We start from the raw sequence: 25,966 nt of genomic DNA on the forward strand, positions 1-25,966 counted from the left end.
GGGCTCAGTCGGCGCCGGTGGGCCGCCACTAGACTCGTCCGCGGGCCAAGGGCTGGCCCTCCGCCGACCCCCAGGAGCAACACGTGGCGAACGACGAGGCCGAGTTCGGGACCGAGCTGCGCGGGTACCGCCGCGACGAGGTGGACCGCTCGGTGAACGAGCTCCGCCGCGAACTCATCAAGTCGAACACCGACCGCGCCGAGGCCGCCAAGGAGATCCGTCTCCTGCAGGCGCGTGTCGCGGACCTGCAGGGCGAGCTCGACGAGGCCGGCACCCCGACCTACAGCGGGCTCGGCACCCGCCTCGAGTCCACCCTGCGCGTGGCCGAGGAGCAGTCGACACGGCTCATCAGCCAGGCGGACATCGACGCCCAGCGGCTCCGCGCATCGAGTCGGCACGAGGCCGAGCGTCTGCTCCGCGAAGCCCGGCAGGAGGCGTCGGAGACCCTCGAGGACGCCCGCTCCCGTGCGACCGACGAGCTCACCCGCGCCCGGGCCGAGTCGTCCGACACGATCGAGCGTGCCCGTGCCGAGGCCGGCCTGCTGACCCAGGACGCCCGCAACGAGGCCGCCGCCGTCCTGGGTGCAGCCGTCACCGAGGCCGCCGAGGTCCGCTCGGTCGCCATCCGCGAGACCGATGCCCTGCGTGCCCGTGTCGAGCGCGAGGTCGCCGAGCTGCGCGAGGACGCGCAGCGCGCGGCCGAGGACGCCCGTCGCGCCGCTGCCGACCTCGACCGTGAGACCGAGCACCGACGCAGTGTGTTCGAGGCCGACCACGCCCGGCGCACCGCGGACCTCGACCGCGAGGAGACCACGCGGCGCGCCGCCCTCGAGCGCGAGGTCGCCGAGGGCCGCGCTGCCTGGCAGCGCGAGCGCGACGAGCAGCGCCGAGCGCACGAGCTCGCGCTCGAGACCGGCCGGGCCGAGCTCGAGTCCGAGGTCGAGCGCGGCCGGGCCGCACTCGAGGCGGAGACCAGCGACCGTCGTCGTGAGCTCGACGCCGAACTCCGTGCCGCCCGCGCACGCTGGGAGCGCGAGGCAGCCGAGACCCGCACCGCCCTCGACCAGGAGCTCGAGGCCGCCCGTGCGCAGCTCCGTGTCGACGAGGAGCAGACCCGGGCCGAGAACGCACGCCTGGTGGAGGAGACCGCTGCCCGCATCGCCGCGGAACTCGAGGAGCACCGCGCCCGCCTCGAACGCGAGCGCGCCGAGGCCGACGCCGCCGCCGAGCGCGCCGCTCGCGAGCACGCCGACGAGCTCGCTGCGCGCCGCGAGCGGGAGCACGCCGAGGTCGACACCGAGATCGCCGACCGCCGCACGGCCGAGCTCTCCGACCTCGAGGCCGAGCGCACGGCGCTGCAGCAGGAGGTCGACACGGTGCGCGCCGACCTGCAGCAGGAACGCGACGAGGTCCGCACGGCGATCGCCCGAGAACGCGACGAGGCCCGCGCGGCGCTCGAGTCCGAGCTCGCCGCCCGCCGTGACGACGCCGAGCAGGACTACCTGCAGAAGCACCAGGAGACGGTGGCCGAGACGCAGAAGTACCTCGACGAGGCCAACCTGCAGCTCGCCGAGGCGACCCGCCGCGCGTCCGAGGCGCGGGAGCGCGCCGAGCGGCTGCAGCAGGAGGCCGACGACCTCGAGCGCACGAGCACCGCGCAGGCACAGGAACGTGCACGCACCATCGTCAGCGACGCCCAGGAGCGAGTCCACCGGATGATCGCGGAGGCCGAGGAACGGTCGGCCGCGGCGATCGCCGAGTCCGAGGACCGGCTTGCCGCCATCCGCACCGAGCGCGACGCGGTCGCCGGGTACCTGGAGAACCTGCGCGGCGTGCTCACGCACGCCACCGGGCTCCTCGACGAGTCCCCCGTGGCGGCCGGCCGGCCGGCGGACGACGAGGCCCTCGACGAGGACGCCACCGCCCGCTGAGGACGGCATCCGCGACCCGGCCCGGAGGCGCACCGCGCGCCTCCGGGCCGGGTCGCGTCCCCCGCGGCAGCCGTGGCGCTCGCCGCTCACCCGGGACGGTCGGCTCGCGGGGCACGGTCGCCGTCCGGCCCTGACCGGTCGGTGGCGTCAGCCCGGTCGCGACGCCGACCGTGTGGTCAGTCGTCGAGGTGCGTCGGCAGCGGCGCGCTGCCCGGGACCACGAGGTCCGCGACGGCGTCGAGGACCGTGCGGACGTACCGTTCCCCGACCCACAGGTGCTTCGCGCCCGCGACGGGGACGACCCGCACGTTCGGCGCGACGGCGAAGCGGCGGACCGCGTCCTCCGGCTGCAGGAAGTCGTCGTGCTCCGGGACCAGCGCGACGACCGGGACGTCCACGTCCGCCCAGCGTCGGAGCTCGTCGTCCGAGGTCCGGTGCAGCGGGGGCGACAGCAGCACCAGGCCGGCGACGTTCCCCGCGGCGACGTGTTCGAGGCCGTGCTTGAGGACGACCTCGGTGCCGAACGACCAGCCGAGGAGCCACGGGGTCGGCAGTCCGCGTGCGACGGTCTCCTGCACGGCGGCGCGGAGGTCGAAGCCCTCGGACTCACCGTCACCGAAGACGCCCTCGGACGTGCCCCGTGGCGAGGTCACCGATCGGAAGTTGAACCGCAGCACCGCGATGTCGGCCAGCGCGGGCAGGCGCGAGGCAGCCTTCTTCAGCACGTGGCTGTCCATGAACCCGTGCGCGGTCGGCAGCGGGTGGAGCGTCACGAGCGTGCCCCGCGCAGGCCGGTCGAGCGGCTCGGCGAGCTCGCCGACGAGGGTGAGGTGGTCGTCCGTCACCAGTTCGATGTCGGTACGTCGGGCGGGGAGCTCGGTGTTCGAGCGGATCTCGGTGCTCATGCGATGCTCCAGCAGTGGTTGTGCCAGTGTCGGCGGGACGCCAGGTCGGCGTCGTCCCCGAGCACACCGTCCGCGCGCCAGACCACCACGTGCGCGACACCCGGCAGCACGGCCATGCCGCAGCCCGGACAGACGTACTCCTTCTGTGCGGACGCCGCGGACACCGGTTGCACGGTGAAGGTACGACCGCGACGGACCTCGGTCCGCCTCCACGAACTCATGAGGCGGTCGAGACCGGTCTCGTCCTCGGTCGGCTCGGGACCACGACCACGGGGTCGCCGCGGTCGGTTGCTGCGCGGCACCCCGGAACTGCCGATCAGTACCAGTTGTAGGACTGGCTGTGGCCCCACGCGCCGCAGGGGGTGCCGTAGACGCCGGAGATGTAGTTGAGACCCCAGGTGATCTGCGTCGCGGGGTTCGTCTGCCAGTCCGCACCGGCCGTGGCCATCTTGCTGCCGGGCAGCGCCTGCGGGATGCCGTAGGCACCGCTCGGGTTGTACGCGTTGACGCGCCAACCCGACTCCTTGTTCCACAGCGACACGAGGCAGTTGAACTGCTCGCTCCCCCAGCCGCGTGCGGCGACCATCTGCTGGGCGATCTCCTGCGCGCTGCCCGGGTTCGGCGTCGCGGCCGTCGCCGCGAGCGTGTTCGACGGCGTGACGGCCGTGCTCTTCGCTGCCGGGTCGGCCTGGTCGTTGGTGGCTTCGGCCGGCTTCTCCTCGACCTTGGGCTTCGGCAGCGTGACGCCGTAGCCGTCGCGCGTCACGTCGAACGCGGCGTACGTGCCGTGTGCCGTGAACTGCTGCGGCTCCACGGGCGCCTTGACGAGCACCGGAGCGACGACGGCGGCCTGGGCGACGTCGGGCTGCATCGGGTTGAACAGCGAGCCGCCGACGAAGCCGAAGACGGCGAAGAACGACAGCGTCGGGATGGTCGCGCGTCCGCGCATGAACGAGTTGAGGGTCCGGGCGGCCTTCGGCTTCGCCGGTGCGGCGACCGCGCGTCGCTGCTGGACGATGCGCGGGTCGGCAGCACCGGTCGGTGCGATCGGTCCGCGGACGAGGACCGGAGCGGTCGCCGGTGCGGCGGACGTCGCGACCGGGGTCGGCGCCGTCACGGGTGCGCCCAGCGGTGTCGACGGCAGCGCTGCCGTCTCGACCCGCGGGGTCTCGTGGAGGACCGAGTGCCCCGTCGTGCGGAGTCGGTCGCGTGCCGCGCGGCGCTCACCGACGACCGGACGGTCGAGGTGCTCGCGGGTACCGCGGTCGGAGCTGAGGTCTGCCGTGTGCCTGCCCATGAGTGGGTCCAGGATAACGGAACGGTCACGGGAAGAGAAGCACCGGTGTCCCGCGCGTCGTCAGCGGACGGCGAGCATGACCTCGACGACCGCGTCGAGCAGCGCGTCCACCTGCGCCTCGCGGTAGCCGCCGTGCTTCGGGCGGAACACCACCGACCGGACCTCGGTCAGGCTGAGCGGCTTGCCGTCGCGGAAGTAGCCCGCCAGCCGCTCCGCGAAGACGTCGACGTCCTTCGGGTGGTAGCCGGTGCCGAGCGGGCTGGTGCGTGCGAACCGCTGCCCGGTGGGACGCTCGAGTCGCGCGACGACGTCCGACGCCTTGGCGCGGGCCTCGGCGTACCAGGCCTTCTGACCCGTCTCGGCGATCTCGCGCTCCCGCTCGCGAGCGGCGAAGGCGTCCTCGAGGCGCTCGAGCGCGGCGTCGACGTGTGCCGTGGAGTAGCCGCCCTTGCGCATGGAGAAGGCGGTCCTGCGGATCTTCGCCGCCTCGATGCCGGGAGCGGTGTCGCCGGCGGTGTACGCACGACGGGCGTCCTCGAGGAACCGCTCGACCTCGTCGACGTCGTACCCGAGGGACTTGCGGTCTGCGGAGGGGAAGGTCGTGGCCACGGCGACATTCTGCCAGCACCGGACCATGGCGCCACCTGGACGCGCGGTCCGACAGGGCGTCGGGCGCTCAGGTCAGTGGACGACCACCAGGAACAACACGTAGGCCACGGCCGACGACGGCAGGATGCTGTCGATGCGGTCGAGCAGCCCACCGTGCCCGGGCAGGAACGACGAGATGTCCTTGATGCCGAGGTCGCGCTTGATCATCGACTCGGTCAGGTCGCCGAGCGTGGCGGAGCCCGAGATGAGGACACCGAGGACGATGCCGGTCCACCAGGGCAGACCGAGCATGAGCCAGGTCACCACGATGCCGACCAGGATGCTCGCGGCGACCGATCCCGCGAAGCCCTCCCAGGTCTTCTTCGGGCTGATCCGCGGCGCCATCGGGTGCTTGCCGAGGTTGAGCCCGGTGGCGTACGCACCCGTGTCGACGGCGACGACCACCAGGATGAAGGCGATCACCCACAGCTCACCGCGGGGCTGGGCCGAGAGCAGCACGATGCACGCACCGAGCAGGGTGATGTAGGCCTGCACGAACAGACCGTTCGTCAGGTCGCGGGCGACGTGACCGGCCGGCGGCTTCTCCCGCGCGATCGCGACCTCGACGAGCCGCCAGACCGCGATGAGGACGATGCCGCCGAGGATCGCGAACAGCGCCGCGACCTGCCCTCCGAGGAACGCTGCCGGGACCATGACGACGGCCGCGGCCACGCTCGGGATGCGCGGCACGTCGCGCCCGGCGAACCGCATCGCACTCGCGAGCTCGTAGACGGCCACCCCGAGCAGGAAGGCCGCGACGACCATGAACGCCGGCTTCCAGATGAGGAGCGACCCCAGCATGACGACCGCGAACGCCAGGGCGATGGCGATCGCGGCCGGCAGGTTGCGGCCGGTGCGGGCGGTCAGTGCCTCGTTGCGCGCGCCGAAGTCCGCCTTGCGCTGCTTGAGCTGCGCCTCGAAGTCGGCGCGCGCCGCACGGGCACGGGCATCGAAGTCCTGTCGCAGCCCCTTCTTCGTGGTCGGGGCTGCTCCGGTCGGGCGCGGTTCTGTGGGGCGGTCGCCGCCCGGCTCGGGGAGACGCATCAGACCTCGAGGAGTTCGGCTTCCTTCTTCTTCAGCGCGTCGTCGATCTGGTCGACGTGCTTCTTCGTCAGGGCCTCGAGGTCCTTGTCGCCCCGGGCGATCTCGTCGTCGGAGATCTCACCCTTCAGCGCGTCGAGGTCGTCCTTCGCGCGGCGACGGATGTTCCGGATGACGACCTTGTGGTCCTCACCCTTGCCACGCACGAGCTTCACGAACTCCTTGCGGCGGTCCTGCGTGAGCTCCGGGATCGTCACGCGGACGATCTCGCCGTCGTTCGACGGGCTGGCGCCGAGGTTCGGGAACGTCGCGATCGCGCGTTCGATCTCCTTGAGGGCCGACTTGTCGTACGGCGTGACGATGAGCGTGCGTGCCTCGGGCGTCTGGAGCGACGCGAGCTGCGCGAGCGGCGTCGGGGTGCCGTAGTAGTCGACCGGGATCTTCTGGAAGAGGGCGGCGTTGATGCGTCCGGTACGGACGGTCGCGAAGTCGTCCTTGGCGACGTCGACGGCCTTCGCCATCTTCTCGGTGGCTTCGGTCAGGACATCACTGATCACGGTGGTTCTCCTTCGGTACTGCGTCGAGTCTAGTCAGCGTGCGGGTCAGTTGCTGACGACCGTACCGATGCGCTCCCCGCGGATGGCGGCCGCGACGTTGCCCTCGCCCTCCATGCCGAAGACGTGCATCGGCATGCCGTTGTCCATGCAGAGCGAGAACGCCGTCGCGTCGACGACCTTCAGGCCCTGCAGCAGGGCGTCCTGGTACGTGACGTGGTGCAGCTTCTCGGCGGTGGCGTCCTTCTTCGGGTCGGCGGTGTACACACCGTCCACGCCGTTCTTGGCCACGAGGACCTCGTGCGCGTCGATCTCGAGCGCACGCTGGGCGGCGACCGTGTCGGTCGAGAAGTACGGCAGGCCCGCACCGGCGCCGAAGATCACGATGCGCCCCTTCTCGAGGTGCCGCTCGGCGCGCCGCGGGATGTACGGCTCGGCGACCTGGGTCATGCTGATCGCGGACTGCACCCGGGTCGCCGCTCCGGCCTGCTCCAGGAAGTCCTGGAGCGCGAGCGCGTTCATCACGGTGCCGAGCATGCCCATGTAGTCGGCACGACCGCGGTCCATGCCGCGCTGCGAGAGCTCGGCACCGCGGAAGAAGTTGCCGCCGCCGACCACGATGGCCACCTCGACGTCCTGCGCGGCCTGCGCGATCTCCTTGGCGATGGTGCTGATGACGTCCGGGTTCACCCCGAGGGACCCCGCCCCGAACGCCTCCCCCGACAGCTTCAGCAGGACCCGGCGGCGTCCGGTCTTCTCGTTCGTCATGTGGCGCACCCTTCGTCGAATGTCTCGTGGGAATCTACCCGGCCGCAGCCGGTCCGGCGGAGGAGGTCGTGCCTCCCGGCCGGCTCCGCGCGTGTCGCAGCGCGCAGAAAACGGGGCCCGGAACCGATGTGGTTCCGAGCCCCGTCACGGGTTCGTTACGCGCCGACCTTGACGCGGGCGAAGCCCTGGATCGTCAGACCGGCGTTCTCGGCGGCCTTCGCGACGGACAGCTTGTTGTCCTTCGCGTAGTCCTGCTCGAGGAGCGCGACCTGCTTGCGGTACGCGTTGAGGCGACCCTCGACGATCTTCGGCAGGGCGGCCTCCGGCTTGCCCTCCTCGCGCGTGATCGCCTCGACGGTCGCGCGCTCCTTCTCGATGGCCTCGGCCGGGATCTCGTCGCGGGTCAGGTACGTCGGGTTCGCGAACGCGACGTGCTGGGCGATCGACCGCGCCTCGGCGGCGTCGGAGCCCGCGTAGGCGATGACGACGGCGATCTGGGGCGGCAGGTCCTGGCTGGTCTTGTGCAGGTAGACCTCGAAGGCGTCGCCCTCGACACGGACGACGGTGCGCAGCGCGAGCTTCTCACCCAGCGCGGCGGCGGCCTCGTCGATCGTCTCGGCGACGGTCTTGCCGTCGAGCGGCGCGGCGTTGCCGGCCTCGACGTCGGACGCACCGGCGGCGGCGACCGCGGCCACGACCTTGTCGGCGAGGGTGGTGAACTTCTCGTTCTTCGCGACGAAGTCGGTCTCGCTCGCGAGCTCGACGACGGTGGCGGCGCCACCCTCGGTCGTCGCGACGACGACACCCTCGGAGGTCGCACGGTCGTCGCGCTTGGCGACGGCCTTCGCGCCCTTGATGCGGAGCAGCTCGACGGCCTTGTCGTAGTCGCCGTCGGCCTCGACGAGCGCGTTCTTCGCGTCCATCATGCCGGCCCCGAGGTCCTCACGGAGCTTCTTCACGTCAGCAAGGCTGTAGTTGGCCATTGACTGGAGTCCTTTCTGGACTGGTGTTGTGGAGAGAGAGGGAAGGGGCGCCGAGCCGACCGGCCCGACGCCCCCGGTGACTACTCGGCCGAGGTGGCTTCGGCGTTCTTGGCCTCGTCGGCGATCGGCTCGCCGATCTCCTTCGCGGCGACCTGCGCGTCGGCGTCGTTCTCCTCGACGGGAGCCTCGGCTGCGGGGGCGGCCTCGGCTGCCGGAGCGGCCTGCGCACCACCCTGCTCACCGGAGAGGAGCTCCTGCTCCCACTCGGCCAGCGGCTCGGCCGTCTCCTCGTCGCCGCCGTTGTGGCGGGTCTTCAGGCCCTCGGCCGCGGCGTCGGCGACGATGCGGGTGAGGAGACCGACGGAGCGGATCGCGTCGTCGTTGCCCGGGATCGGGTAGGTGATCTCGTCGGGGTCGCAGTTGGTGTCGAGGATGCCGATGACCGGGATCCCGAGCTTCTGCGCCTCGTCGATCGCGAGGTGCTCCTTCTTGGTGTCGACGACCCAGAGCGCGCTCGGGGTCCGCGTGAGGTTGCGGATACCACCGAGGGTCTTGTGGAGCTTGTCCAGCTCGCGCTTCTTGATGAGGAGCTCCTTCTTGGTGAAGCCCTTCGTCGTGTCGTCGAAGTCGATCTCCTCGAGCTCCTTCATGCGCGCGAGGCGCTTGGAGACCGTCTGGAAGTTCGTGAGCAGACCGCCGAGCCAACGCTGGTTGACGTACGGCTGGCCGACGCGGGTCGCCTGCTCGGCGATGGAGCCCTGCGCCTGCTTCTTGGTGCCCACGAAGAGGATCGTGCCACCGTGCGCGACCGTCTCCTTGACGAAGTCGTACGCGCGGTCGATGTAGGCCAGCGACTGCTGCAGGTCGATGATGTGGATGCCCGAGCGCTCGGCGAGGATGAAGCGCTTCACCTTCGGGTTCCACCGACGGGTCTGGTGTCCGAAGTGGACGCCGCTGTCGAGCAGCTGGCGGATGGTGACGACGGCCATGCCGTCCCTCCTTGTTCTCGGCACACGACTGTTCGGCCGTGCGCACGGTTGCGGTTGTGTCGGTCGCGACCGGTGGCCGTGACCCCTGGCGCCCTGTCCGCGCGGCCGCCCGCTCGTGAGAGCAGGACCGGTGGCCGCGGAACGTGTCGTGGCGAGAGCACTGCTGTTGGACGAGCACTGCTGTTGCACGAGCACTGTGGACGCGCGAAGTCAGCGCGCCGGAGCGCGCTGCGGTCGCAATGCTAGCAGGTCCGGACGCCCAGGCCGTCGCCGGACACGACGGAGCCCGGACACGACCGCGCCCGGTACGACGGCGCCCGGACACGACCGTGCCCGGGACACGACCGTGCCCGGGACACGACGGAGCCGGGACGCACGGGAGGCGCGGTGCGGGTCCGACCCGCACCGCGCCTCCCGTCAGGTGGTGACGCCGGTGGACGCTACTTCGCCGACACCGTGTCGCCCTCTGCCGTGATGCCCATCTCCTCGAGGGAGCGGCCCTTCGTCTCCGGGATCTTCGCGATGACGAAGAACAGCGAGAGCAGGGCGAACAGGGCGTAGATGCCGTAGGTCACCGTCAGGTTGAAGCCGGAGAGCACCGGGAACGAGATCGTGACCACGAAGTTCGCGATCCAGTTGGCGGCCGAGCCGACGCCGAGCGCGGTCGCGCGGATGCGGTTCGGGAACATCTCGCCGAGCAGGACCCACATGAGCGGACCCCAGGTGGCGCCGAAGGAGACCACGAACAGGTTGGCGAAGATCAGCGCGATGATGCCCCAGGAGCCGGGCAGGCTCGGCGCGCCGTCCACGATCGTGGCCTGCGAGAACGCGATCGCGACCATCGTGAGCGAGACGAACATGCCCGACGAGCCCGCCACGAGCAGCGGCTTCCGGCCGAGCTTGTCCACGGTGAAGATCGCGATGAACGTGACGGCGACGTTGACGATCGACGTGATCGTCGAGATGAGGAACGAGTCGCTCTCCTTGAACCCGACCGCCTGCCAGAGGGTCGTCGAGTAGTAGAAGATCACGTTGATGCCGACGAACTGCTGCAGCACGGCGAGGATGATGCCGACCCAGACGATGGGCTGCAGGCCGAAGCGGTTGCCCCGGATGGAGCCCTTCTTCTCGTTGGCCTCCTTCTTGATGCCGTCCTGGATCTCCTCCAGGCTCGTGTTCACGGTGTCACGCGGGACGATCTTGCCCATGACCTCACGGGCGTCGTCGGCACGGCCCTTCGAGAGCAGGAAGCGCGGGGACTCCGGCAGGGTGATCGCGAGCACGCCGTAGACGACGGACGGCACGACACCGACGAGGAACATCCATCGCCAGGCGGCGAGGCCGAGGACCTGCTCCGAGGCGCCACCGGCGGTCACCGCGAAGAGCTGGTCGGAGAGCAGGGCGGCGAAGATGCCGAGCGTGATGGCGAGCTGCTGGAAGGACGCCAGTCGGCCGCGGATCGCCTTCGGGGAGACCTCGGAGATGTACGCGGGGGCGATCACCGACGCGGTACCGATGCCGAGGCCACCGACGAGACGCCAGATGACGAGGTCCCAGGTCGCGAACGCGAAGGCGGAGCCGATCGAGCTGACGAAGAACAGCACCGCTGCCCAGAACATGACGCGCGTCCGGCCCCAGCGGTCGGCCAGGCGACCGGCGAAGTAGGCACCGAAGGCACAACCGATGAGCGCGGAGGCGACCGCGAAGCCGCTGGCGGCCTCGGACAGGCCGAACTCGCCCTTGATCGCGTCGACGGCTCCGTTGATGACGGAGGAGTCGAATCCGAAGAGGAAGCCGCCGACTGCCGCCGCGATGGCGAACAGGGTGACCTTCCCCTTGAACGCACGGTCCTCGCCGTGCTGGGTGGACGTGTTCGACACGGTGCTCCAGGTTCTTGCCGCCGTGCTGGGTGGCGCACGGTGCCCCGGCGGTCGGCTGGTTCGCCGTCCGAGCGGCGTTGCGTGTTCCGGAGCGGCCCCGACTGTACTCGCTGGCGGCTCGCGGGGCACATCGGGGCGCGGCGGCGCGGCGGCGCGGCGACGCGGCGACGCGGCGGGGCATGCGGGGTTGGACGCGTTCTGGGGTCGCCGTGGATCGCACGGGTTCGCCGACGTTGCACGCGTCGATCGACGCGTGTCGTGTCGCAGCCGGCACCGCGAGGGGACGTGGTGCGGCGCGGCGCCGTCCGACAGCCGTCCCTGCACAGCCCTGGAGGCAGCGGGCACCGTCCCCAGATCGGCCTGCCGCCGCCCGTGCCCGGGTGCGTCTCGACGACCCTCGTCACATGAGACGGTCACCGCTCCTCCCTCGGCCCGGGCGGCCGGGTGGGCTCCTCGTCCTCGCGGTCGCACTCCTGGTCGCACTCGCGGGTCCGCTCGTGGTCGCGCTCGCGAGTGCGCTCCTGTCGGGGCACCCGGCGACGTCCGACGAGGCTGGCCGCTCGGCCGGAACGATCGTGGCGAGCGAGGACGTCGCTCCGGCGCCGTGGGTCTGGCCGACGGGCACGCGCGAGGTGGTCCGACCGTTCGAGGCACCCGCGGACGACTACGCGCCCGGTCACCGCGGCATCGACCTGGCTACGTCCGACGGTACCCCTGCGGTCGCGGTGGCGGACGGCACGGTGTCGTTCGCCGGGCAGGTCGCCGGCAGGGGCGTCGTGACCATCGACCACGGTGAGGGCCTCGTGAGCACGCTGGACTCCGTCGAACCCTCGGTGGCGACGGGCGACGCCGTCCAGCAGGGGATGGTGGTCGGTGTCGTCACGGTCGGACACTGTCCCGCCGCCGATCCGTGCCTGCACCTCGGCGCACGGGTCGAGGGTCGCTACGTCGATCCGCTGCGGTTCCTGTCGCCGGCTGCCTGGCCGGTCCTGCTCCCGGAGTCGGCGTGGCCGGGGTGACGTGCCGGAGGCCGCGAGGCCGCGAGGCCGTGCGGCGGAACGGCGTCGGGCCTCCCGCCCGGCCGTTCGCCGTCAAGCGCGGGGGTGCGCCGTTCGGTAGACCTCCCGGAGCCGGGCGGACGAGACGTGCGTGTAGATCTGCGTCGTCCCGAGGCTCGCGTGCCCGAGGAGCTCCTGCACGGCCCGGAGGTCCGCTCCCCCGTCGAGCAGGTGCGTCGCCGCGGTGTGCCGGAAGGTGTGCGGCCCGCTCGGACCCGCGCCCGGCAGGTCTCCGAGCGCTCGAGCGACCACCCGGTACACGCTGCGGACCCCGAGTCGGCCACCCCGGTCGCCGAGGAAGAGCGCGGGCCCGCCGGAGCGCTGCACCTGCTGCTCGGAGGGGTCCGGCTGCGGGGAGGTGTCCGACTGCCGGGCGGGGGCCGGTGACCGCTCGGCAGCGCGCGCAGCGAGGACCGGGCGCCCCCGTTCGAGCCAGGCCTCGAGCGCGTCCCTTGCGGGCACGCCGAACGGCACCACCCGTTCCTTGCCGCCCTTGCCGAGCACTCGCACGGTCAGGCGGTCTCGGTCAACGTCCTCGACGCCGATGCCGACGAGCTCGCTCACCCGGATCGCCGCGGCGTAGAGCAGTTCGACGACCGCCAGGTCGCGGAGCGCAGCAGGGTCGTCCGTGTCCGCCCGAGCCTCGAGTCCGTCGAGCACCGTCCGGACCTGGTCGGTCGACACGACGCGCGGCAGGTGCCCCGCCCCCTTCGGCGCGCGCAGCCGGGCGCCGGGGTCGGTGTCGAGCAGACCGGTCTCGCTGGCCCAGCGGGTGAACGCCCGCACCGACGACGACCGGCGCGCGATCGTGGACCGGGCGAGCCCGCGTCGGTCCGCTTCCCACAGCCAGTCGCGGAGCACCTCGAGACCGAGGTCCGCGGTGGCGGCGATCCGCCGCTCGTCGGCGAACTGCACCAGCTGGTCGAGGTCGTTCGCGTAGGCACGGACGGTCTGGTCGCTCAGACCCCGGGCGCCACGGACGTGGTCGAGGAACGACTCCACCGCCGCCACGAGTCGCCCGTCCGTCTGCTCCGCCACGGGCCCCAGGGTAAGCGTCCGGCGCCGTCACGACCTGGTCCACCCGCCGACGGTGTGCGTGACGAGCCCCTGCAGTTCGGCCAGCGCGAGCGCGTCCGCCACCGCACCCGCCGACATGCCCGAGCGCACGGCGATCTCCTGCTCGCCGAGCGCCCGCCGTCCCAATGCGTCCAGGACCCGGACCACCTCGGGGTCCTGCCGACCACCGATCGGCTCGTCGGCGCACGTCGGCCCACCGTCCCTCGACGGGTGTCCTCGACCGGATCCGCGTCGTCCGACGACGGCCTCGACGGGGTCGCCCGGACCCACGACGATCTGAGCACGCCCCTGCGCCACGAGACGGTGGCACCCGACCGACGCCGACGACGAGAACGCCCCCGGGACGGCGAACAAGGGTCGGCCGAGCTGCGCAGCGTGGTGCGCCGTGTTCAACGCGCCCGAGCGGGCCCCGGCCTCGACCACGACGGTCGCCGCACCCAGCGCCGCGATCAGTCGGTTCCGTGCGAGGAACCGCCACCGTGTCGGCCGGGTACCCGGCGGGGACTCGGCCAGCAGGCTGCCCTGCCGTGCGACGTTCCGCAGCAGTTCGACGTTGCCCGTCGGGTAGAGCTGGTCGATCCCGCCGGCCAGGACCGCCACCGTCGGCGTGCCCGCCGCGACCGCGACCCGGTGCGCGGTCGCGTCGATGCCGTAGGCCCCACCGCTCACCACCGTGCACCCGGCGTCGGCGGCCGCCGAGGCGATCTCCGCGGTCGCCTCGGCCCCTGCGACGGTGTTCGCCCGCGAACCGACGACGGCCAGGGCAGGACCGGAGGCCCGACGCCCCGACCGCGTCCAGAGCACGACGGGCGCGTGCGGCCCGAGGTCGTCGACGCCGGTGGGCCACCCGGCCGTGCCCGGCACGACGAGCCGCGCACCGACCGCGCGCGCGGCCTCGAGCGTCGTCAGCACGTCGACCCGGGCGAGCCGTGGGCGCCAACGCTCGAGGGCGACCCGCAGCGTGCGGGCGAAGGGTGCCGGGGACTCAGCCCCCGGGACACCCCGGTCGATGCAGGAGTCGAGCAGGCCAACGGGTCCGTCGTCGCACGCCGACCGGACGAGCGCGAACGAGCGCTCGGCCCCGAGTCCCTGGACGAGCATCCCCGCCACCGCGTCCCCCGGCTCCACGACGGCCGACCACGCCACGCGCGCCGCTGCCTCCACCGGGTCCACCGCGTCGGCCCCAGCCCGACCGAGGAGCACCGCGACCGTCTCGAGCAGGTCGGGCGCCCCGGTCACAGCGCACTCCGGAGGGCGAGGGCCTCGCGCACGTGCCGTTCGCCCGGCCGGTCGTCCCCCTGCAGGTCCGCGAGCGTCCAGGCGAGGCGCATCGTCCGGTCCCAGCCGCGCATCGTCAGCGTGCCGAGGTCGAGCGCCTGGTCGAGCGCCGTCGTCGCCCGCCGGTCCACCCGCCCGGGGCCGCGGAGCCACGCCCCCGACACCTCGGCGTTCCGGGTCCACCCCGTACCGACGAGCCTGGTGCGCATCGAGTGGCGTGCCGCCTCGACGGTCGCTCGAGCCTGCGCCGTGCTGGGCGTCGTGCCGTCCTCACCGCGGATCAGGCCGGTGGTCACCCGCGGCACGCGCACCCGGATGTCGATGCGGTCGAGCAACGGCCCGGACATGCGGCCGAGGTACCGGCGGACGGTGGCCGGCGCGCACTCGCACGGTTGCCGCATCGAGCCGGCGTTGCCGCACGGACACGGGTTCGCCGCGAGCACGACCTGACAGCGTGCGGGGAACTCGGCGGCCCCGGCGGCCCGGTGCACCGTGATCCGTCCGGACTCCAGGGGCTGTCGCAGCGCGTCGAGCACCGCGCGCGGGAACTCCGGGGCCTCGTCGAGGAACAGCACGCCCTGAGTCGCGCGCGAGACGGCGCCCGGTCGGACCGTGCCGGAGCCGCCACCGATGAGGGACACCGCGGACGCCGAGTGGTGCGGGGCCTCCCACGGAGGTCTCGTGGTCCACGATGCGACCCCGTGCCCGGCGACCGACCGGACCGCCGCGACCTCGAGCGCCGCGTCGTCGTCGAGGTCCGGCAGCAGGCCCGGCAGCCGTTCCGCGAGCATCGTCTTGCCGGCACCGGGCGGTCCCACGAGCAGGGCGTGGTGTCCGCCGGCGGCCGCCGCGACGAGGGCACGGACGCCGGTGGGGTTGCCCACGACCTCGGCCAGCTCGGCGACGGGTGAACGCTCGGGGAGCACCGGCGGTGCGGCGACCGGGTCGACCTCGACCGGCGGGAGGAGCGCCCCGGCGTCGATCGCGGCGGCACGGAGCGAATCCACGGCGCGGACGTCCACGCCGCGCACGAAACGGGCCTCCTCGGCGTTCCCCGTGGGGAGCACCACCCGCTCGGCTCCGGCGTCCCGTGCCGCGAGCAGCATCGGCACGACCCCGGGTACGGGCCGGAGTCGCCCGTCGAGCCCGAGCTCCCCGATGTACACGACCCGTTCGCTCACGCAGGGCGCGACGTCCGCACCGGCGAGCACCGCCATGGCGATCGCCAGGTCGAAGCCCGATCCGCGCTTCGGGATCGCCGCCGGCGTCAGGTTGACCGTGATCCGCCGGGCCGGCAGGGGCGCCCCCGCGTTCGCCGCTGCGGCCCGGACCCGCTCTCGGGCCTCGCCCAACGAGGTGTCCGGCAGCCCGATGATGCTGAAGGCGGGCAGCTGGCTCGTCAGGTGCGCCTCGACCTCGATCCGCCGTCCGGTCACGCCGAGCAGGGCGACCGCGGCGGACCGACCGATGCCGGTCACAGGATCCCCGTCAGGTGCTCGATGCCGTGCCGGTCACCGGCCACGTGCACCGCCAGCGCATCGAGACGGACCGCCGGGGCGTGCGTGTCGGGATGCGCCGCGAACCACATCGGCACCAGCCGTCGGAGGCGCGCGGTCTTCGCCGTGGTGATCGCCTCGAACGGGTGCCCGGTCGACGTGCCCGCTCGCGTCTTGACCTCGATGAACACGAGTGTCCGCCCGTGCCAGGCGACCACGTCGACCTCGCCGCGTGCGCACCGCCAGTTCCGTTCCACCAATCGGTACCCGCGCGCCGTGAGCCATTCCACCGCGCGGTCCTCGCCGTACTGCCCGAGTGTTCGTCGTTCCATGTCGTCGCCTCCACCGACGACGATGCGGCAATGCAACCGGCGCCGTCGGTCGGATGGCGGAACTGTGGATGAGCACTCTTGATGGAAATGTTGTGCAGGAATGACGAGACCCCGGATGTCGTCAGGACATCCGGGGTCTCGTGAGGTCGTGCGTCAGTGCGCGGCTGCGTACGCTTCCTGCACCTGGGTCGAGATACGGCCGCGGCTCGAGACCTCGTACCCGTTCTCCTTCGCCCAGTCGCGGATCTTCGCGAGTTCCTCGGAGTTCCCGCGCTTGGGCGCGGACTTCGGCGCGGAACCGCTGCTGCCACCGGAACGACGACCGGAGACCTTCCGTGCCGCTGCGACGTAGTCCGAGATCGCTTCGCGGAACTTGTCCACGTTGTCGTCGGACAGGTCGATCTCGTAGTTCGCACCGTCGAACGCGAATTCCACGGTGCGGCCTTCGCCGGCGGCGATGGGCGAATCGTCGAGGTCGTCGACGAGCTGGACGGTGACCTTCTGTGCCATGTCGTGCTCCTGGGTCGAGGGGTGGTGATCCCCGTGACGGTGGGTCACGGGAAAAGCTTCACCACCACCGTAGCGCGACAATTGCGGAAATGTCGTCGGAAGAAGCCCGAGTCGCAATTCCAGTAAAGCTGTGGATCACTCGTCGAGTGCGAGTTCCTTGGGCAGTTCGAGTTCCCGCGACGTGAGTTCCTCGACGTTCACGTCCTTGAACGTGAGGACACGCACGGACTTCACGAACCGGTCGGAACGGTAGACGTCCCACACCCACACGTCGTTCATCGTGAGCTCGAAGTAGAAGTCGTGCTCGGTGTCACGGCGGACGAGGTCGACCTCGTTCGCCAGGTAGAACCGCCGCTCGGTCTCGACCACGTACCGGAACTGCGACACGACGTCGCGGTACTCGCGGTACAGGGCAAGTTCGACCTCGCGGTCGTAGTCGTCGAATTCGTCGTCATCCATCGCCCGCACAGTCTACGGCGAGCCGACCGACGATGGACGACGAGGTGGGTCAGCCGGTGACGGCCAGCTCGTCGAACCCGTCCAGGGCGACGCTCGACGCCTGGTGCAGCCAGCTCTTCCGGTGCAGCGCGTGCGCCCCGACGGACCGGATCCCGTCGTAGTGCGCCGTGGACCCGTACCCCTTGTTCGACGCCCACCCGTAGTGCGGAGCCCCCTCGTGCGCAGCGACCATCAGGGCGTCGCGCTCGACCTTCGCCACCACGGACGCTGCGGCGACGGAGGCGCAGTCGCGGTCCGCCTTCACGCGCACCACGACGTCGAGCGGACGGGCGGACGGGACCAGTGCTGTGGGGACGGCACGGGACAACCAGTCGAACGAGCCGTCCAGCACCACGACGGCGTCGTCGAGGCACAGCCCGTCGTCGACGAGCGCGCCGAGCGCCGCCGCACCGGCCTGGCCGAGCGCGGGGACGATCCCCTGCTGGTCGACCACGTCCGCCGTCGCCATGCCCACGGCGGTCCGTGCCCACCGTCGGACGACGGGCTCGAGCTCGGTGCGCCGAGCGGCTGACAGCAGTTTCGAGTCGGCGAGCCCCTGGGGCACGCGTCCGATGTCGATCGTCACCGCCGCGACCCCGACGGCCACCGGACCGGCGATCGCCCCACGGCCGACCTCGTCCATGCCGATCACGGTCACGCGACCGGAGCCGAGCAGCTTCTTCTCGACCCGGAGCGATGGCCGGACCGGGGTCACCGGTCCTTCTCCTCCACACCCGCGAACACGTCGGGGTAGTCGTCGAGCCACGTCCAGCGGCTCGTGGGCCACGAGATGACGAACGCCCTGCCGGTGACGTCCGACAGCGGCACGAAGCCCTTCGACGGGGTGTCGCGGTTGTAGCGCGAGTCCTTCGAGTCGTTGCGGTTGTCGCCCATCACCCAGATCGTGCCCTCGGGGACGGTCACCGAGAACGGGTCGGCCGACGCCGGGGCGCCGCTCGGCAGCAGCGTGTACGGCTCCTTGATGGGCACGCCGTTCACGGACATCTGCCCGAGGTCGTTGCAGCACGTGACCTTGTCCCCCGGCAGGCCGATGACCCGCTTGATGAGGTGGTCGTCGCTGTCGCCGGTCCCGAGACCGACCTGGGTGAGGAGCCAGTCGATCGCCTTCGCCGGCTGCGTGGTCGGCGCGACGCCCGGCACGTTCGTGCCGGTCAACCAGCCGCCCGGGTCCTTGAAGACCACGACGTCACCGCGCTTGAGCGACACCACGTCCGGCACGAGCTCGTTGACGATCACCCGGTCGTTCACCTGCAGGGTGTTCTCCATCGACTCCGACGGGATGTAGAACGACCGGATCAGGAACGTCTTGACGAGGAACGAGACGAGCAGTGCCGCGAGGAAGATGATGACGAGGTCCCGCAGGAACGTCAGGACGCCGTTGCCCTTGTGCTCAGCCCGTGGGCGGCGTCCCGATCCTTCGGTGGTGTCCGTCATGTCCGCTCTCGTTCACATGCACGCTCGACCAGCGTGCCGACCCACACCCGCACTCGTCGGACGTGGAAGACCCTGCGCTCCGTGGAGCGCGCACAACGGGAAAGCCCCCCGTCGATGCACAACCGTACATCGGCGGGGGGCGTCCAGTGGAACCCGGCTCGCGGGCCCTCACTGTGAAGGCGATCAGGCGTCGCGCTTCTCCTTGATCTTGCGGCGGGCCGCCTTGCCGCGGAGCTCGCGCAGGTAGTAGAGCTTCGCGCGACGGACGTCACCGCGGGTGACGACCTCGATGTGGTCGATGATCGGCGAGTGCACCGGGAACCAGCGCTCGACGCCGACCTGGAAGCTCACCTTGCGGACCTTGAAGGTCTCGCCGAGGCCGTGGCCCTGGCGGGCGATGACGACACCCTGGAACACCTGGACACGCGAGCGCGTGCCTTCGATGATGTTGACGTGCACCTTGATGGTGTCGCCGGGGCGGAAGTCCGGGACGTCGGTGCGCAGGGACGCTGCGTCGACGTGGTCGAGGAGCTGCATGTTCGTTCACTCTCTGCGGACGCGCACGGGTCGCCGCGGATCGGTGTGTGGAAAGAAGTGTGCGTGCCCGGAATCGGCGACTCCCCCGTGGCAGAGTCCAGCCAGGGCACAGCGGTCCATCATGCCACAGAGGGCACAGCGGTCCATCATGCCACAGGGAAGCCCGCTCGCAAAACGACCAGGATGGACGCATGATCGAACTCCGCACCCCCGCCGAGCTGGAGGGCCTGCGCGCCGCCGGACGGTTCGTCGCCGACGTCCTCGACGAGCTGCTCGAGACCGTCGACGTGGGCGTGAACCTGCTCGACCTCGATCGCGTGGCCGCTCGGATGATCGCCGACCGTGGCGCCGTGAGCTGCTACGTCGACTACCACCCCTCGTTCGGCAACTCCCCCTTCGGCCGGAACCTGTGCACGTCGGTGAACGACGCGGCCCTGCACGGCCTGCCGTACGACCGCGTGCTCGTCGACGGCGACCTCGTCAGCCTGGACTTCGCCGCGAGCGTCGACGGCTGGGTGGCGGACTCCGCCGTCACGGTGCAGGTGGGCACGGCCCGCGACGAGGACCAGCGACTCGTCGGGACGGTCGAGCGCGCGCTGCTGGCCGGCATCGAGCAGTTCCGACCGGGCAACAAGCTCGGCGACGTCTCCTACGCCATCGGCAGGGTGGCGAAGGACGCCGGCTACAGCGTCAACACGCAGTTCGGTGGGCACGGCGTCGGCCGCACGATGCACGGTGACCCGCACGTGCCGAACGACGGCCGCCCCGGCCGCGGCCTGAAGCTCCGCACGGGCCTCGTGGTCGCGATCGAACCGTGGCTCATGCAGGGCACCGACGAACTCGTGCAGGACGAGGACGGCTGGACGCTGAAGAGCGTCGACGGATCCCGTGCCGCGCACGTCGAGCACACCGTGGCGGTCACCGACGACGGTCCCGAGGTGCTCACCCTGCGACGCGCCCAGCGCATCGAGGCGACCGCCTGACGGCCGGGAGGCGCGGCGCGACCCCGCCCCGCGCCTCCCGTCCGTCCATCCATCCATCCGTCGGGACGCGGGCGCCCTCGTCGCGCGACCTGCGGCGCACGATCCAGCCCGGCGGCACGTCGCGCGACCGGAACGTGCGCCGGCGGCACGTCGTGCGACCGCAACGTGCAGGAACGGCACGTCGTGCGACCGGAACGGCGCGGAGCACCACTGCCGGACCAGCCGGCGCAGCGCGCGCGGCGATGCGGCCGGCGCTACGCGTCGGGCAGCAGGTCCGGGCGGACGCGACGGGTCCGCTCCACCTGCTGCTCGTGCCGCCAGGCGGCGACGCGCGCGTGGTGCCCACTGAGCAGGACGTCCGGCACCTCGAGGTCCCGCCAGAGGGCCGGCTTCGTGTACGACGGGTACTCGAGCAGGCCGTCCTCGTGGGACTCCTCGACGAGCGACTCCGGGTTGCCGACGACCCCGGGGACGAGACGGCCGACCGCCTCGATCATCGCCATGGCCGCGACCTCGCCGCCGTTCAGCACGTAGTCACCGAGCGAGAGCTCGACGACCGAGCACCGCTCGGCCGCCCACGCGAACACGCGGGCATCGATGCCCTCGTACCGCCCGCAGGCGAACACGAGGTGGTCGTGCTCGGACGCGAGCGACCGGGCGATCGACTGACGGAAGGGGGTGCCGGCCGGCGTGGGGACGACGAGCGTCGACGAACCGTCCTCGCGCAGGATCGACGACAGCGCCTGCGCCCACGGCTCGGGCTTCATGACCATGCCCGCGCCACCGCCGTACGGGGTGTCGTCGACCGTGCGGTGCCGGTCGGTCGTCCAGTGCCGCAGGTCGTGCACGTGCACGTCGAGCAGCCCGTCCGAGCGGGCCTTGCCGAGCAGCGAGACGTCGAGGACGGAGAAGAACTCCGGGAAGATCGTGACGATGTCGATGCGCACGATCAGCCCTCGCGGTCGGTCGGCGTGACCGTCTCGGGCCGCGAGGTGTCCTCGGGGTCCTCGAACAGTCCCGTCGGGGGCGTCACCGTGACGGTCCCGGCCGTGATGTCGACCGTCGGCACGATCGCCGAGACGAACGGCACCAGGACCTCGCCGCGCGACGGGGTGTCGATCGCGAGCAGGTCCTGCGCGGGCAGGTGGTCGACGCGGGCGACCGTACCGACCTCGACGCCGTCGCGGAGCACGCGCAAGCCGACCAGCTGGTGGTCGTACCAGGCGTCGTCCTCACCGGTCTCGGCGTCGGCGTCCTGCTCGACCCAGAGGATCGCCCGCGCGAGGGACTCGGCGGCGGTGCGGTCCGCGACGCCCTCGAAGAAGGCGACCGGGTGGCCGTTGTACCAGCGGAGCTCGTCGATGGTCAGGGTCTTGCCCGACCACGGCGAGTCCGAGGGGACCTGCAGCGTGAACTCCGCCCCCGGCGTGAACCGACGATCCGGGTCGTCGGTGTAGAGCTCGAGCTTGATGCCGCCCTTGAGCCCGTGCGCCTTCGTGATGCGACCCACCCGGAGTTGGGTCGTCTCCCTAGGAATCGGTGTCGACCACGTCGACCCGCACCCGCTTGCCGTCGGCGAGAGCCGAGACGAGGGTGCGGAGCGCCTTTGCGGTCCGTCCGGCGCGACCGATCACGCGACCGAGGTCCTCGGGGTGCACACGCACCTCGAGGACCTCGCCACGCGCAGAGGTGGAACTGGCGACGCGGACGTCGTCCGGGTGATCGACGATCCCCTTGACGAGGTGCGTCAGCGCAGAGTCGAGCAAGGAATCAGGCCTCGGTCGTCTCTGCGGCGTCGTCGGCCGACTCGGCCGGAGCGGCGGCGGGGGCCGTCTTCTCCGACTTCGGCTTCAGGACGGCCTTCTTGGCAGTGTCCGCGACGAAGGCCTGCTTCGGCTCGGCGACCTTGACGGTGGACTCGGTGTTGCCCTCGCCCTTGAACTTGCCCCAGTCGCCGGTGAGCTTGAGGAGCGCCGCGACCTGCTCGGTCGGCTGCGCGCCGACGCCGAGCCAGTAGAGCGCACGCTCGGACTCGATCTTGATGACCGAGGGCTCCTCGGTCGGGTGGTACTGACCGATCTCCTCGATCACACGACCGTCGCGCTTGGTGCGCGAGTCGGCGACGACGATGCGGTAGTAGGGCGCACGGATCTTGCCGAGACGCTTGAGACGGATCTTGACAGCCACAATTACTCCTGTTGCGTGTTGTTGTGGTTGAACCGGAACCGCGGGCGTGGGGGCACGCGCGGTGGAAGCTCGAAGGAAGTCGCGACCTGCTGGATAGAGGGTCGAGCAGACGCGATTCGACCGTTCATTCTTGCAGGTTTCCGCCGGAGAAGCGAGCCGGGACGCGCCGTGGCCGCCGTGTCGTCACGGTGCGAGGGCGCGCACGGCCTCGATCGCCTCGCTCGTGGCACGGACCGCGTCGACGCTCCTGGCGTCCCGGGCACCGCCGACGACGGCGTACGGCACCCCCGCGGCAGCCAGGCCCGGTGCGAGCCCTCCCCCTGCGACGGCGACCCCCGACGCGTCCTCGGCCTCGTCGCCCTCGACCGCGGGTGCACGTTCCTGCCCGGCGCACACGACGACGTGGTCGGCCGGTACCGCGGTCTCCCGACCGTCCTCGTCCCGGATCCACAGCGTCCCGGGCTCGATGCGCAGGTACTCCTGCACCCCGCCGACCATCCGCACCCCGGCGTCGCGCAGTCGTCCGACCGCCACCCAGCGCGAGGTGATGCCGATCCCCTGGCCGAACTTCCCGGACCGACGGAGCACCGTGACGTCGGCGCCGGGGCGGAGCGTCCGTGCCACCGCGGGAAGCCGTTGCGGGACGTCGCCGACCACGTCGTCGGCGACGGTGACGTCCCACCGCGCCGCGAACTCCGCCGCGCGCACCGCCTCGTCGGGCGACTCGACCAGGAAGGCCGCCGTGTCGACCCCGATGCCGCCGCCGCCGACCACCGCGACGGTGCCGGGCGGGACCCCGTCGCGCAGGGCGTCCTCGTAGGACACCACGTGGGGCAGCTCGGCGCCCGGGACGTCCAGCACGCGGGGCACGACCCCTGCCGCGAGCACCACGGCGTCGCTGTCGAGCAGGTCGGCGACGGTGGCGGCACGGCCGGTGTGCACGGTCGCCCCGCGGTCGTCGAGCTCGGCGCGCGCCGCCCGGACGGTCGCGGCGTAGTCCTCCTTGCCGGGGATCGCCGCGGCCAGGGCGAACTGCCCGCCGAGGGCGTCGGTCGCCTCCCACAGCGTCACGGCGTGCCCGCGCCGCGCGGCGTCCACCGCGGCGGCCAGCCCGGCCGGGCCACCGCCGACCACGTCGACGCGCTTCGGCTCGACGGTCGGCCGGAGCGGCATGGTCAGCTCGCGGCCGGCGCGGGGGTTCACGAGGCAGGACACGGGCCGTCCGACGATGGAGTGGTCGAGGCACGCCTGGTTGCAGCCGATGCAGGTGTTCACCAGGTCGAAGCGGCCGTCGAGCGACCGGCGGACGATGTCCGGGTCCGCGAGGAACGGACGGGCGAGCGCGACGGCGTCGACCTGCCCGCCGCGGAGCACCGCCTCACCGTCGCGCAGGTCGGTCATCCGGTTCGACGCGATCACCTGCACCTCGGGGTGCGCGGACTCGCGGACCACGCCCGCGACCCGCTCGGCGTACGCCAGCCACGCGCCGTGCGGCACCGCGGCCTGCACGGTCGGCGTGCGCGACTCGTGCCAACCGATGCCGACCGAGATCCCGTCGAGGCCCAGCGGCAGCAGGTCGTGCACGAGCGCGTCGACCTCGGCGTCCGTCGTCGACCCGGGCATGAGGTCGGCACCGGACAGCCGGATCGTGACGGCCAGGTCGGGCACGGCGGTGCGGACGGCCCGGACGACCTCGATCGCGAAGCGGCGGCGTCGCTCGGCGTCCCCACCCCAGTCGTCGTCGCGGAGGTTCGTCAGCGGCGACTGGAACTGATTGACCAGGTAGCCCTCGGACGCCATGATCTCGACGCCGTCGAAGCCGATCGCCGCGGCAGACCGGGCGGCGGCGGCGAAGTCGTCGATCGTCCGGCGGACCTCGGCATCGGTGAGCGCGACCGGCTGGACCCCGCGCGCCGCCGCCCACGGCAGCGCCGACGGAGCCACCACGCGCTGGGGTCGGCCGTACCGGTCGACCAGGCCGTTCGCGAGGGCGTACCGGCCGGCGTGGAAGAGCTGGGCGAGCACGGCTCCGCCCTCGTCGTGCACGGCCGCGACGGCGACCCGGAACCGTTCGTCCGCGCCCCCGGTGCCGAACACCGCGAAGTCCGGACCACCACGGGCCTCGTCGCTGATCGCGATCCCGCCGGTGACGATGCAGCCGACGCCGCCCGCCGCGCGCTCGCGGTAGAACGCGGCCATCGCGGCACCGCCGTCGTCGAGGACCTCGAGCCCGGTGTGCATCGACCCCATCACCACCCGGTTCCGCAGGTGGAGCGGTCCGAGGTCCCAGGACGAGGAGAGGACTGCGAGGTCGGGCACGGCAACGCTGCTCATGGCGACCACTCTGCCGGACGACGTGCCCGGGACCGAACTCCTTGTGCCGACCCTCCAAGCCGACGGGCAGGATGGCCCCATGGACATCCGCTTCACCGAGTCCCGCCCGTCGACCCTCGGCGTCGAGTGGGAGCTCCCGCTGGTCGACCGCGGCACCGGCGACCTCGCGCCCCGTGCCCCCGCCGTGCTCTCCGCCGTGCAGGAGCGCCTCGGCGATCCCGACCGGGTGACCGAGGAACTCCTCACGAACACCGTCGAGGTGGTCACGGGGGTGCACGACACCGTCGGTGGGGCGACGAGCGAGCTCGCGGGCATCATCGGCGAGGTGATCGACGCCGCCGAACCGCTCGACGCGCAGGTGATGTGCTCCGGCACCCACCCGTTCGCGCAGTGGGACCAGCAGGAGATCACGGCGGACAGCGAGCACTACACCACGCTGATCGACCGCACGCGCTGGTGGGGTCGGCAGATGCTCATCTGGGGCGTGCACGTGCACGTGGGGATCGACGACCGCGACAAGGCGGTCCCGATCATGAACGCGATGCTCGCGTACGTCCCGCACCTGCAGGCGTTCACCGCGTCGAGCCCGTTCTGGGGCGGGACCGACACCGGGTACGCCTCGAACCGTGCCCTCATGTTCCAGCAGCTCCCCACCGGCGGCCTGCCGCCGGGCATCGACGACTGGACCGGCTTCGAGACCGTCGTCGACGACCTGACGAAGACCGGTGTGATCGACGGGTTCAAGGACCTGCGCTGGGACATCCGCCCGTCGCCGGGGTGGGGGACGCTCGAGAACCGCGTGTCCGACGGCATCTCGACCCTCCACGAGGTCGGTGCCGTGACCGCGTTCGTCCAGTGCCTCGTCACCGCACTCTCGGACCGCCTCGACCGCGGCGAGACGCTGCCGTCGATGCAGCCGTGGTTCATCCGCGAGAACAAGTGGCGCGCGGCCCGATACGGCATGGAGGCCGAGATCATCACCGACGCCGCCGGCCACGAGCGCCTGGTCACCGACGAGGTCCACGACCTGGTCCAGCGGCTCGACCCGATCGCCGACCGTCTGGGCTGCCAGCACGAGCTGCACCACCTGGACACGATGATCGCCGACGGCGCGTCGTACCAGCGGCAGCTGCGGGTGGCGCAGGAGAACGGCGGGGACCTCCGCGCGGTGGTCCGCCACCTGGTGACGGAGCTGCGGGAGTCGCTCTAGACGACACCACGGAAC

At 71.9% G+C, this 25,966-nt stretch carries 28 protein-coding genes; 4 read left to right on the forward strand and 24 right to left on the reverse strand.

Features of this window, described 5'->3' with window-relative positions; translation table 11 throughout:
- The first annotated feature begins 83 nt into the window (after positions 1-83).
- A complete protein-coding gene (locus Q9R28_RS04045) occupies positions 84-1,931 on the forward strand; it encodes a hypothetical protein (RefSeq protein WP_311205520.1) in 1,848 nt (615 codons plus the stop codon).
- A 176-nt stretch (positions 1,932-2,107) separates the two neighbouring features.
- Here the strand turns inward: Q9R28_RS04045 and Q9R28_RS04050 are convergent, their stop codons facing one another.
- From Q9R28_RS04050 to Q9R28_RS04095, 10 genes are all read right to left on the reverse strand, one after another.
- Entirely contained in the window at positions 2,108-2,836 is a 729-nt protein-coding gene (locus Q9R28_RS04050; RefSeq protein ID WP_311205521.1) for an alpha/beta family hydrolase, read from the reverse strand.
- Positions 2,833-3,138, reverse strand: coding sequence for a hypothetical protein (locus Q9R28_RS04055; protein WP_374191713.1), 306 nt, complete (start codon positions 3,136-3,138; stop codon positions 2,833-2,835). The genes Q9R28_RS04050 and Q9R28_RS04055 overlap by 4 nt, the downstream gene beginning before the upstream one ends.
- A 14-nt stretch (positions 3,139-3,152) precedes the next feature.
- The gene (locus tag Q9R28_RS04060; protein ID WP_245171041.1) at positions 3,153-4,133 is read right to left on the reverse strand and encodes a transglycosylase SLT domain-containing protein; all 981 of its coding nucleotides are present in this window, start codon (positions 4,131-4,133) and stop codon (positions 3,153-3,155) included.
- 60 nt (positions 4,134-4,193) lie between these two features.
- Positions 4,194-4,742, reverse strand: a complete 549-nt coding sequence (locus tag Q9R28_RS04065) for a DivIVA domain-containing protein (protein ID WP_200884098.1) — start codon at positions 4,740-4,742, stop codon at positions 4,194-4,196.
- A gap of 72 nt (positions 4,743-4,814) precedes the next feature.
- Positions 4,815-5,825: a phosphatidate cytidylyltransferase gene (locus Q9R28_RS04070; RefSeq protein ID WP_081984918.1), complete on the reverse strand. Its 1,011-nt coding sequence runs from the start codon at positions 5,823-5,825 to the stop codon at positions 4,815-4,817.
- Complete coding sequence (gene frr / locus Q9R28_RS04075; protein WP_066654807.1) at positions 5,825-6,379, reverse strand: ribosome recycling factor; 555 nt, start codon at positions 6,377-6,379, stop codon at positions 5,825-5,827. The genes Q9R28_RS04070 and frr overlap by 1 nt, the downstream gene beginning before the upstream one ends.
- Before the next feature lie 45 nt (positions 6,380-6,424).
- Complete coding sequence (gene pyrH / locus Q9R28_RS04080) at positions 6,425-7,144, reverse strand: UMP kinase (protein WP_058729969.1); 720 nt, start codon at positions 7,142-7,144, stop codon at positions 6,425-6,427.
- Between the two features lie 155 nt (positions 7,145-7,299).
- The gene (gene tsf / locus Q9R28_RS04085) at positions 7,300-8,127 is read right to left on the reverse strand and encodes a translation elongation factor Ts (RefSeq protein WP_066654809.1); all 828 of its coding nucleotides are present in this window, start codon (positions 8,125-8,127) and stop codon (positions 7,300-7,302) included.
- A gap of 80 nt (positions 8,128-8,207) precedes the next feature.
- Positions 8,208-9,116 carry a 30S ribosomal protein S2 gene (gene rpsB, locus Q9R28_RS04090; RefSeq protein ID WP_066654811.1) on the reverse strand — a complete coding sequence of 303 codons (909 nt, stop codon included), beginning with the start codon at positions 9,114-9,116 and terminating at the stop codon, positions 8,208-8,210.
- Between the two features lie 440 nt (positions 9,117-9,556).
- Entirely contained in the window at positions 9,557-10,996 is a 1,440-nt protein-coding gene (locus Q9R28_RS04095) for a sugar porter family MFS transporter (RefSeq protein ID WP_066654813.1), read from the reverse strand.
- A gap of 404 nt (positions 10,997-11,400) precedes the next feature.
- Here Q9R28_RS04095 and Q9R28_RS04100 point away from each other — a divergent pair, with 404 nt between their 5' ends.
- Complete coding sequence (locus tag Q9R28_RS04100; protein WP_311205522.1) at positions 11,401-12,015, forward strand: M23 family metallopeptidase; 615 nt, start codon at positions 11,401-11,403, stop codon at positions 12,013-12,015.
- A 72-nt stretch (positions 12,016-12,087) separates the two neighbouring features.
- Here the strand turns inward: Q9R28_RS04100 and Q9R28_RS04105 are convergent, their stop codons facing one another.
- The 9 genes from Q9R28_RS04105 to rplS all read right to left on the reverse strand — a co-directional run bounded on the left by Q9R28_RS04105 (position 12,088) and on the right by rplS (position 19,237).
- Complete coding sequence (locus Q9R28_RS04105) at positions 12,088-13,092, reverse strand: tyrosine recombinase XerC (RefSeq protein ID WP_066654816.1); 1,005 nt, start codon at positions 13,090-13,092, stop codon at positions 12,088-12,090.
- Between the two features lie 27 nt (positions 13,093-13,119).
- Positions 13,120-14,370 (reverse strand): DNA-processing protein DprA, encoded by a 1,251-nt coding sequence (gene dprA, locus Q9R28_RS04110; RefSeq protein ID WP_311205523.1) that lies wholly within the window; start codon positions 14,368-14,370, stop codon positions 13,120-13,122.
- Complete coding sequence (locus Q9R28_RS04115; RefSeq protein ID WP_251159683.1) at positions 14,367-15,887, reverse strand: YifB family Mg chelatase-like AAA ATPase; 1,521 nt, start codon at positions 15,885-15,887, stop codon at positions 14,367-14,369. Before Q9R28_RS04115 ends, dprA begins: the two co-directional genes overlap by 4 nt.
- Positions 15,884-16,237: a YraN family protein gene (locus Q9R28_RS04120; RefSeq protein ID WP_311205524.1), complete on the reverse strand. Its 354-nt coding sequence runs from the start codon at positions 16,235-16,237 to the stop codon at positions 15,884-15,886. The genes Q9R28_RS04115 and Q9R28_RS04120 overlap by 4 nt, the downstream gene beginning before the upstream one ends.
- A 153-nt stretch (positions 16,238-16,390) precedes the next feature.
- Positions 16,391-16,747 (reverse strand): Lsr2 family protein, encoded by a 357-nt coding sequence (locus Q9R28_RS04125; RefSeq protein WP_311205525.1) that lies wholly within the window; start codon positions 16,745-16,747, stop codon positions 16,391-16,393.
- 135 nt (positions 16,748-16,882) lie between these two features.
- Complete coding sequence (locus tag Q9R28_RS04130; RefSeq protein ID WP_058730091.1) at positions 16,883-17,206, reverse strand: DUF2469 family protein; 324 nt, start codon at positions 17,204-17,206, stop codon at positions 16,883-16,885.
- A 49-nt stretch (positions 17,207-17,255) separates the two neighbouring features.
- Positions 17,256-17,960 (reverse strand): ribonuclease HII, encoded by a 705-nt coding sequence (locus Q9R28_RS04135; protein WP_066654823.1) that lies wholly within the window; start codon positions 17,958-17,960, stop codon positions 17,256-17,258.
- On the reverse strand, positions 17,957-18,700 hold the full coding sequence (lepB, locus tag Q9R28_RS04140; protein ID WP_066654826.1) for a signal peptidase I: 744 nt from the start codon (positions 18,698-18,700) through the stop codon (positions 17,957-17,959). The genes Q9R28_RS04135 and lepB overlap by 4 nt, the downstream gene beginning before the upstream one ends.
- 183 nt (positions 18,701-18,883) lie before the next feature.
- A complete protein-coding gene (rplS, locus tag Q9R28_RS04145) occupies positions 18,884-19,237 on the reverse strand; it encodes a 50S ribosomal protein L19 (protein ID WP_058730094.1) in 354 nt (117 codons plus the stop codon).
- 191 nt (positions 19,238-19,428) lie between these two features.
- On the opposite strand from rplS, the gene map reads away from it, so the two are divergent.
- Entirely contained in the window at positions 19,429-20,220 is a 792-nt protein-coding gene (gene map, locus Q9R28_RS04150) for a type I methionyl aminopeptidase (protein WP_311205526.1), read from the forward strand.
- A 254-nt stretch (positions 20,221-20,474) separates the two neighbouring features.
- Here the strand turns inward: map and trmD are convergent, their stop codons facing one another.
- The 5 genes from trmD to Q9R28_RS04175 all read right to left on the reverse strand — a co-directional run bounded on the left by trmD (position 20,475) and on the right by Q9R28_RS04175 (position 24,741).
- Entirely contained in the window at positions 20,475-21,167 is a 693-nt protein-coding gene (gene trmD, locus Q9R28_RS04155; protein ID WP_066654831.1) for a tRNA (guanosine(37)-N1)-methyltransferase TrmD, read from the reverse strand.
- Positions 21,168-21,169: 2 nt separating this feature from the next.
- Positions 21,170-21,730, reverse strand: a complete 561-nt coding sequence (gene rimM / locus Q9R28_RS04160) for a ribosome maturation factor RimM (protein ID WP_307810335.1) — start codon at positions 21,728-21,730, stop codon at positions 21,170-21,172.
- Positions 21,731-21,749: 19 nt separating this feature from the next.
- Complete coding sequence (locus tag Q9R28_RS04165; protein WP_058730104.1) at positions 21,750-21,986, reverse strand: RNA-binding protein; 237 nt, start codon at positions 21,984-21,986, stop codon at positions 21,750-21,752.
- Between the two features lie 4 nt (positions 21,987-21,990).
- Positions 21,991-22,407: a 30S ribosomal protein S16 gene (gene rpsP, locus Q9R28_RS04170; protein ID WP_066654835.1), complete on the reverse strand. Its 417-nt coding sequence runs from the start codon at positions 22,405-22,407 to the stop codon at positions 21,991-21,993.
- Positions 22,408-22,590: 183 nt separating this feature from the next.
- Positions 22,591-24,741: an FAD-dependent oxidoreductase gene (locus Q9R28_RS04175; protein WP_311205527.1), complete on the reverse strand. Its 2,151-nt coding sequence runs from the start codon at positions 24,739-24,741 to the stop codon at positions 22,591-22,593.
- Positions 24,742-24,820: 79 nt separating this feature from the next.
- Here Q9R28_RS04175 and Q9R28_RS04180 point away from each other — a divergent pair, with 79 nt between their 5' ends.
- Complete coding sequence (locus Q9R28_RS04180; RefSeq protein WP_311205528.1) at positions 24,821-25,951, forward strand: glutamate--cysteine ligase; 1,131 nt, start codon at positions 24,821-24,823, stop codon at positions 25,949-25,951.
- Positions 25,952-25,966 lie beyond the last annotated feature (15 nt).

The organism is Curtobacterium sp. BRD11 (assembly GCF_031844345.1).
In the GTDB taxonomy this organism is placed as follows: Bacteria; Actinomycetota; Actinomycetes; order Actinomycetales; family Microbacteriaceae; genus Curtobacterium.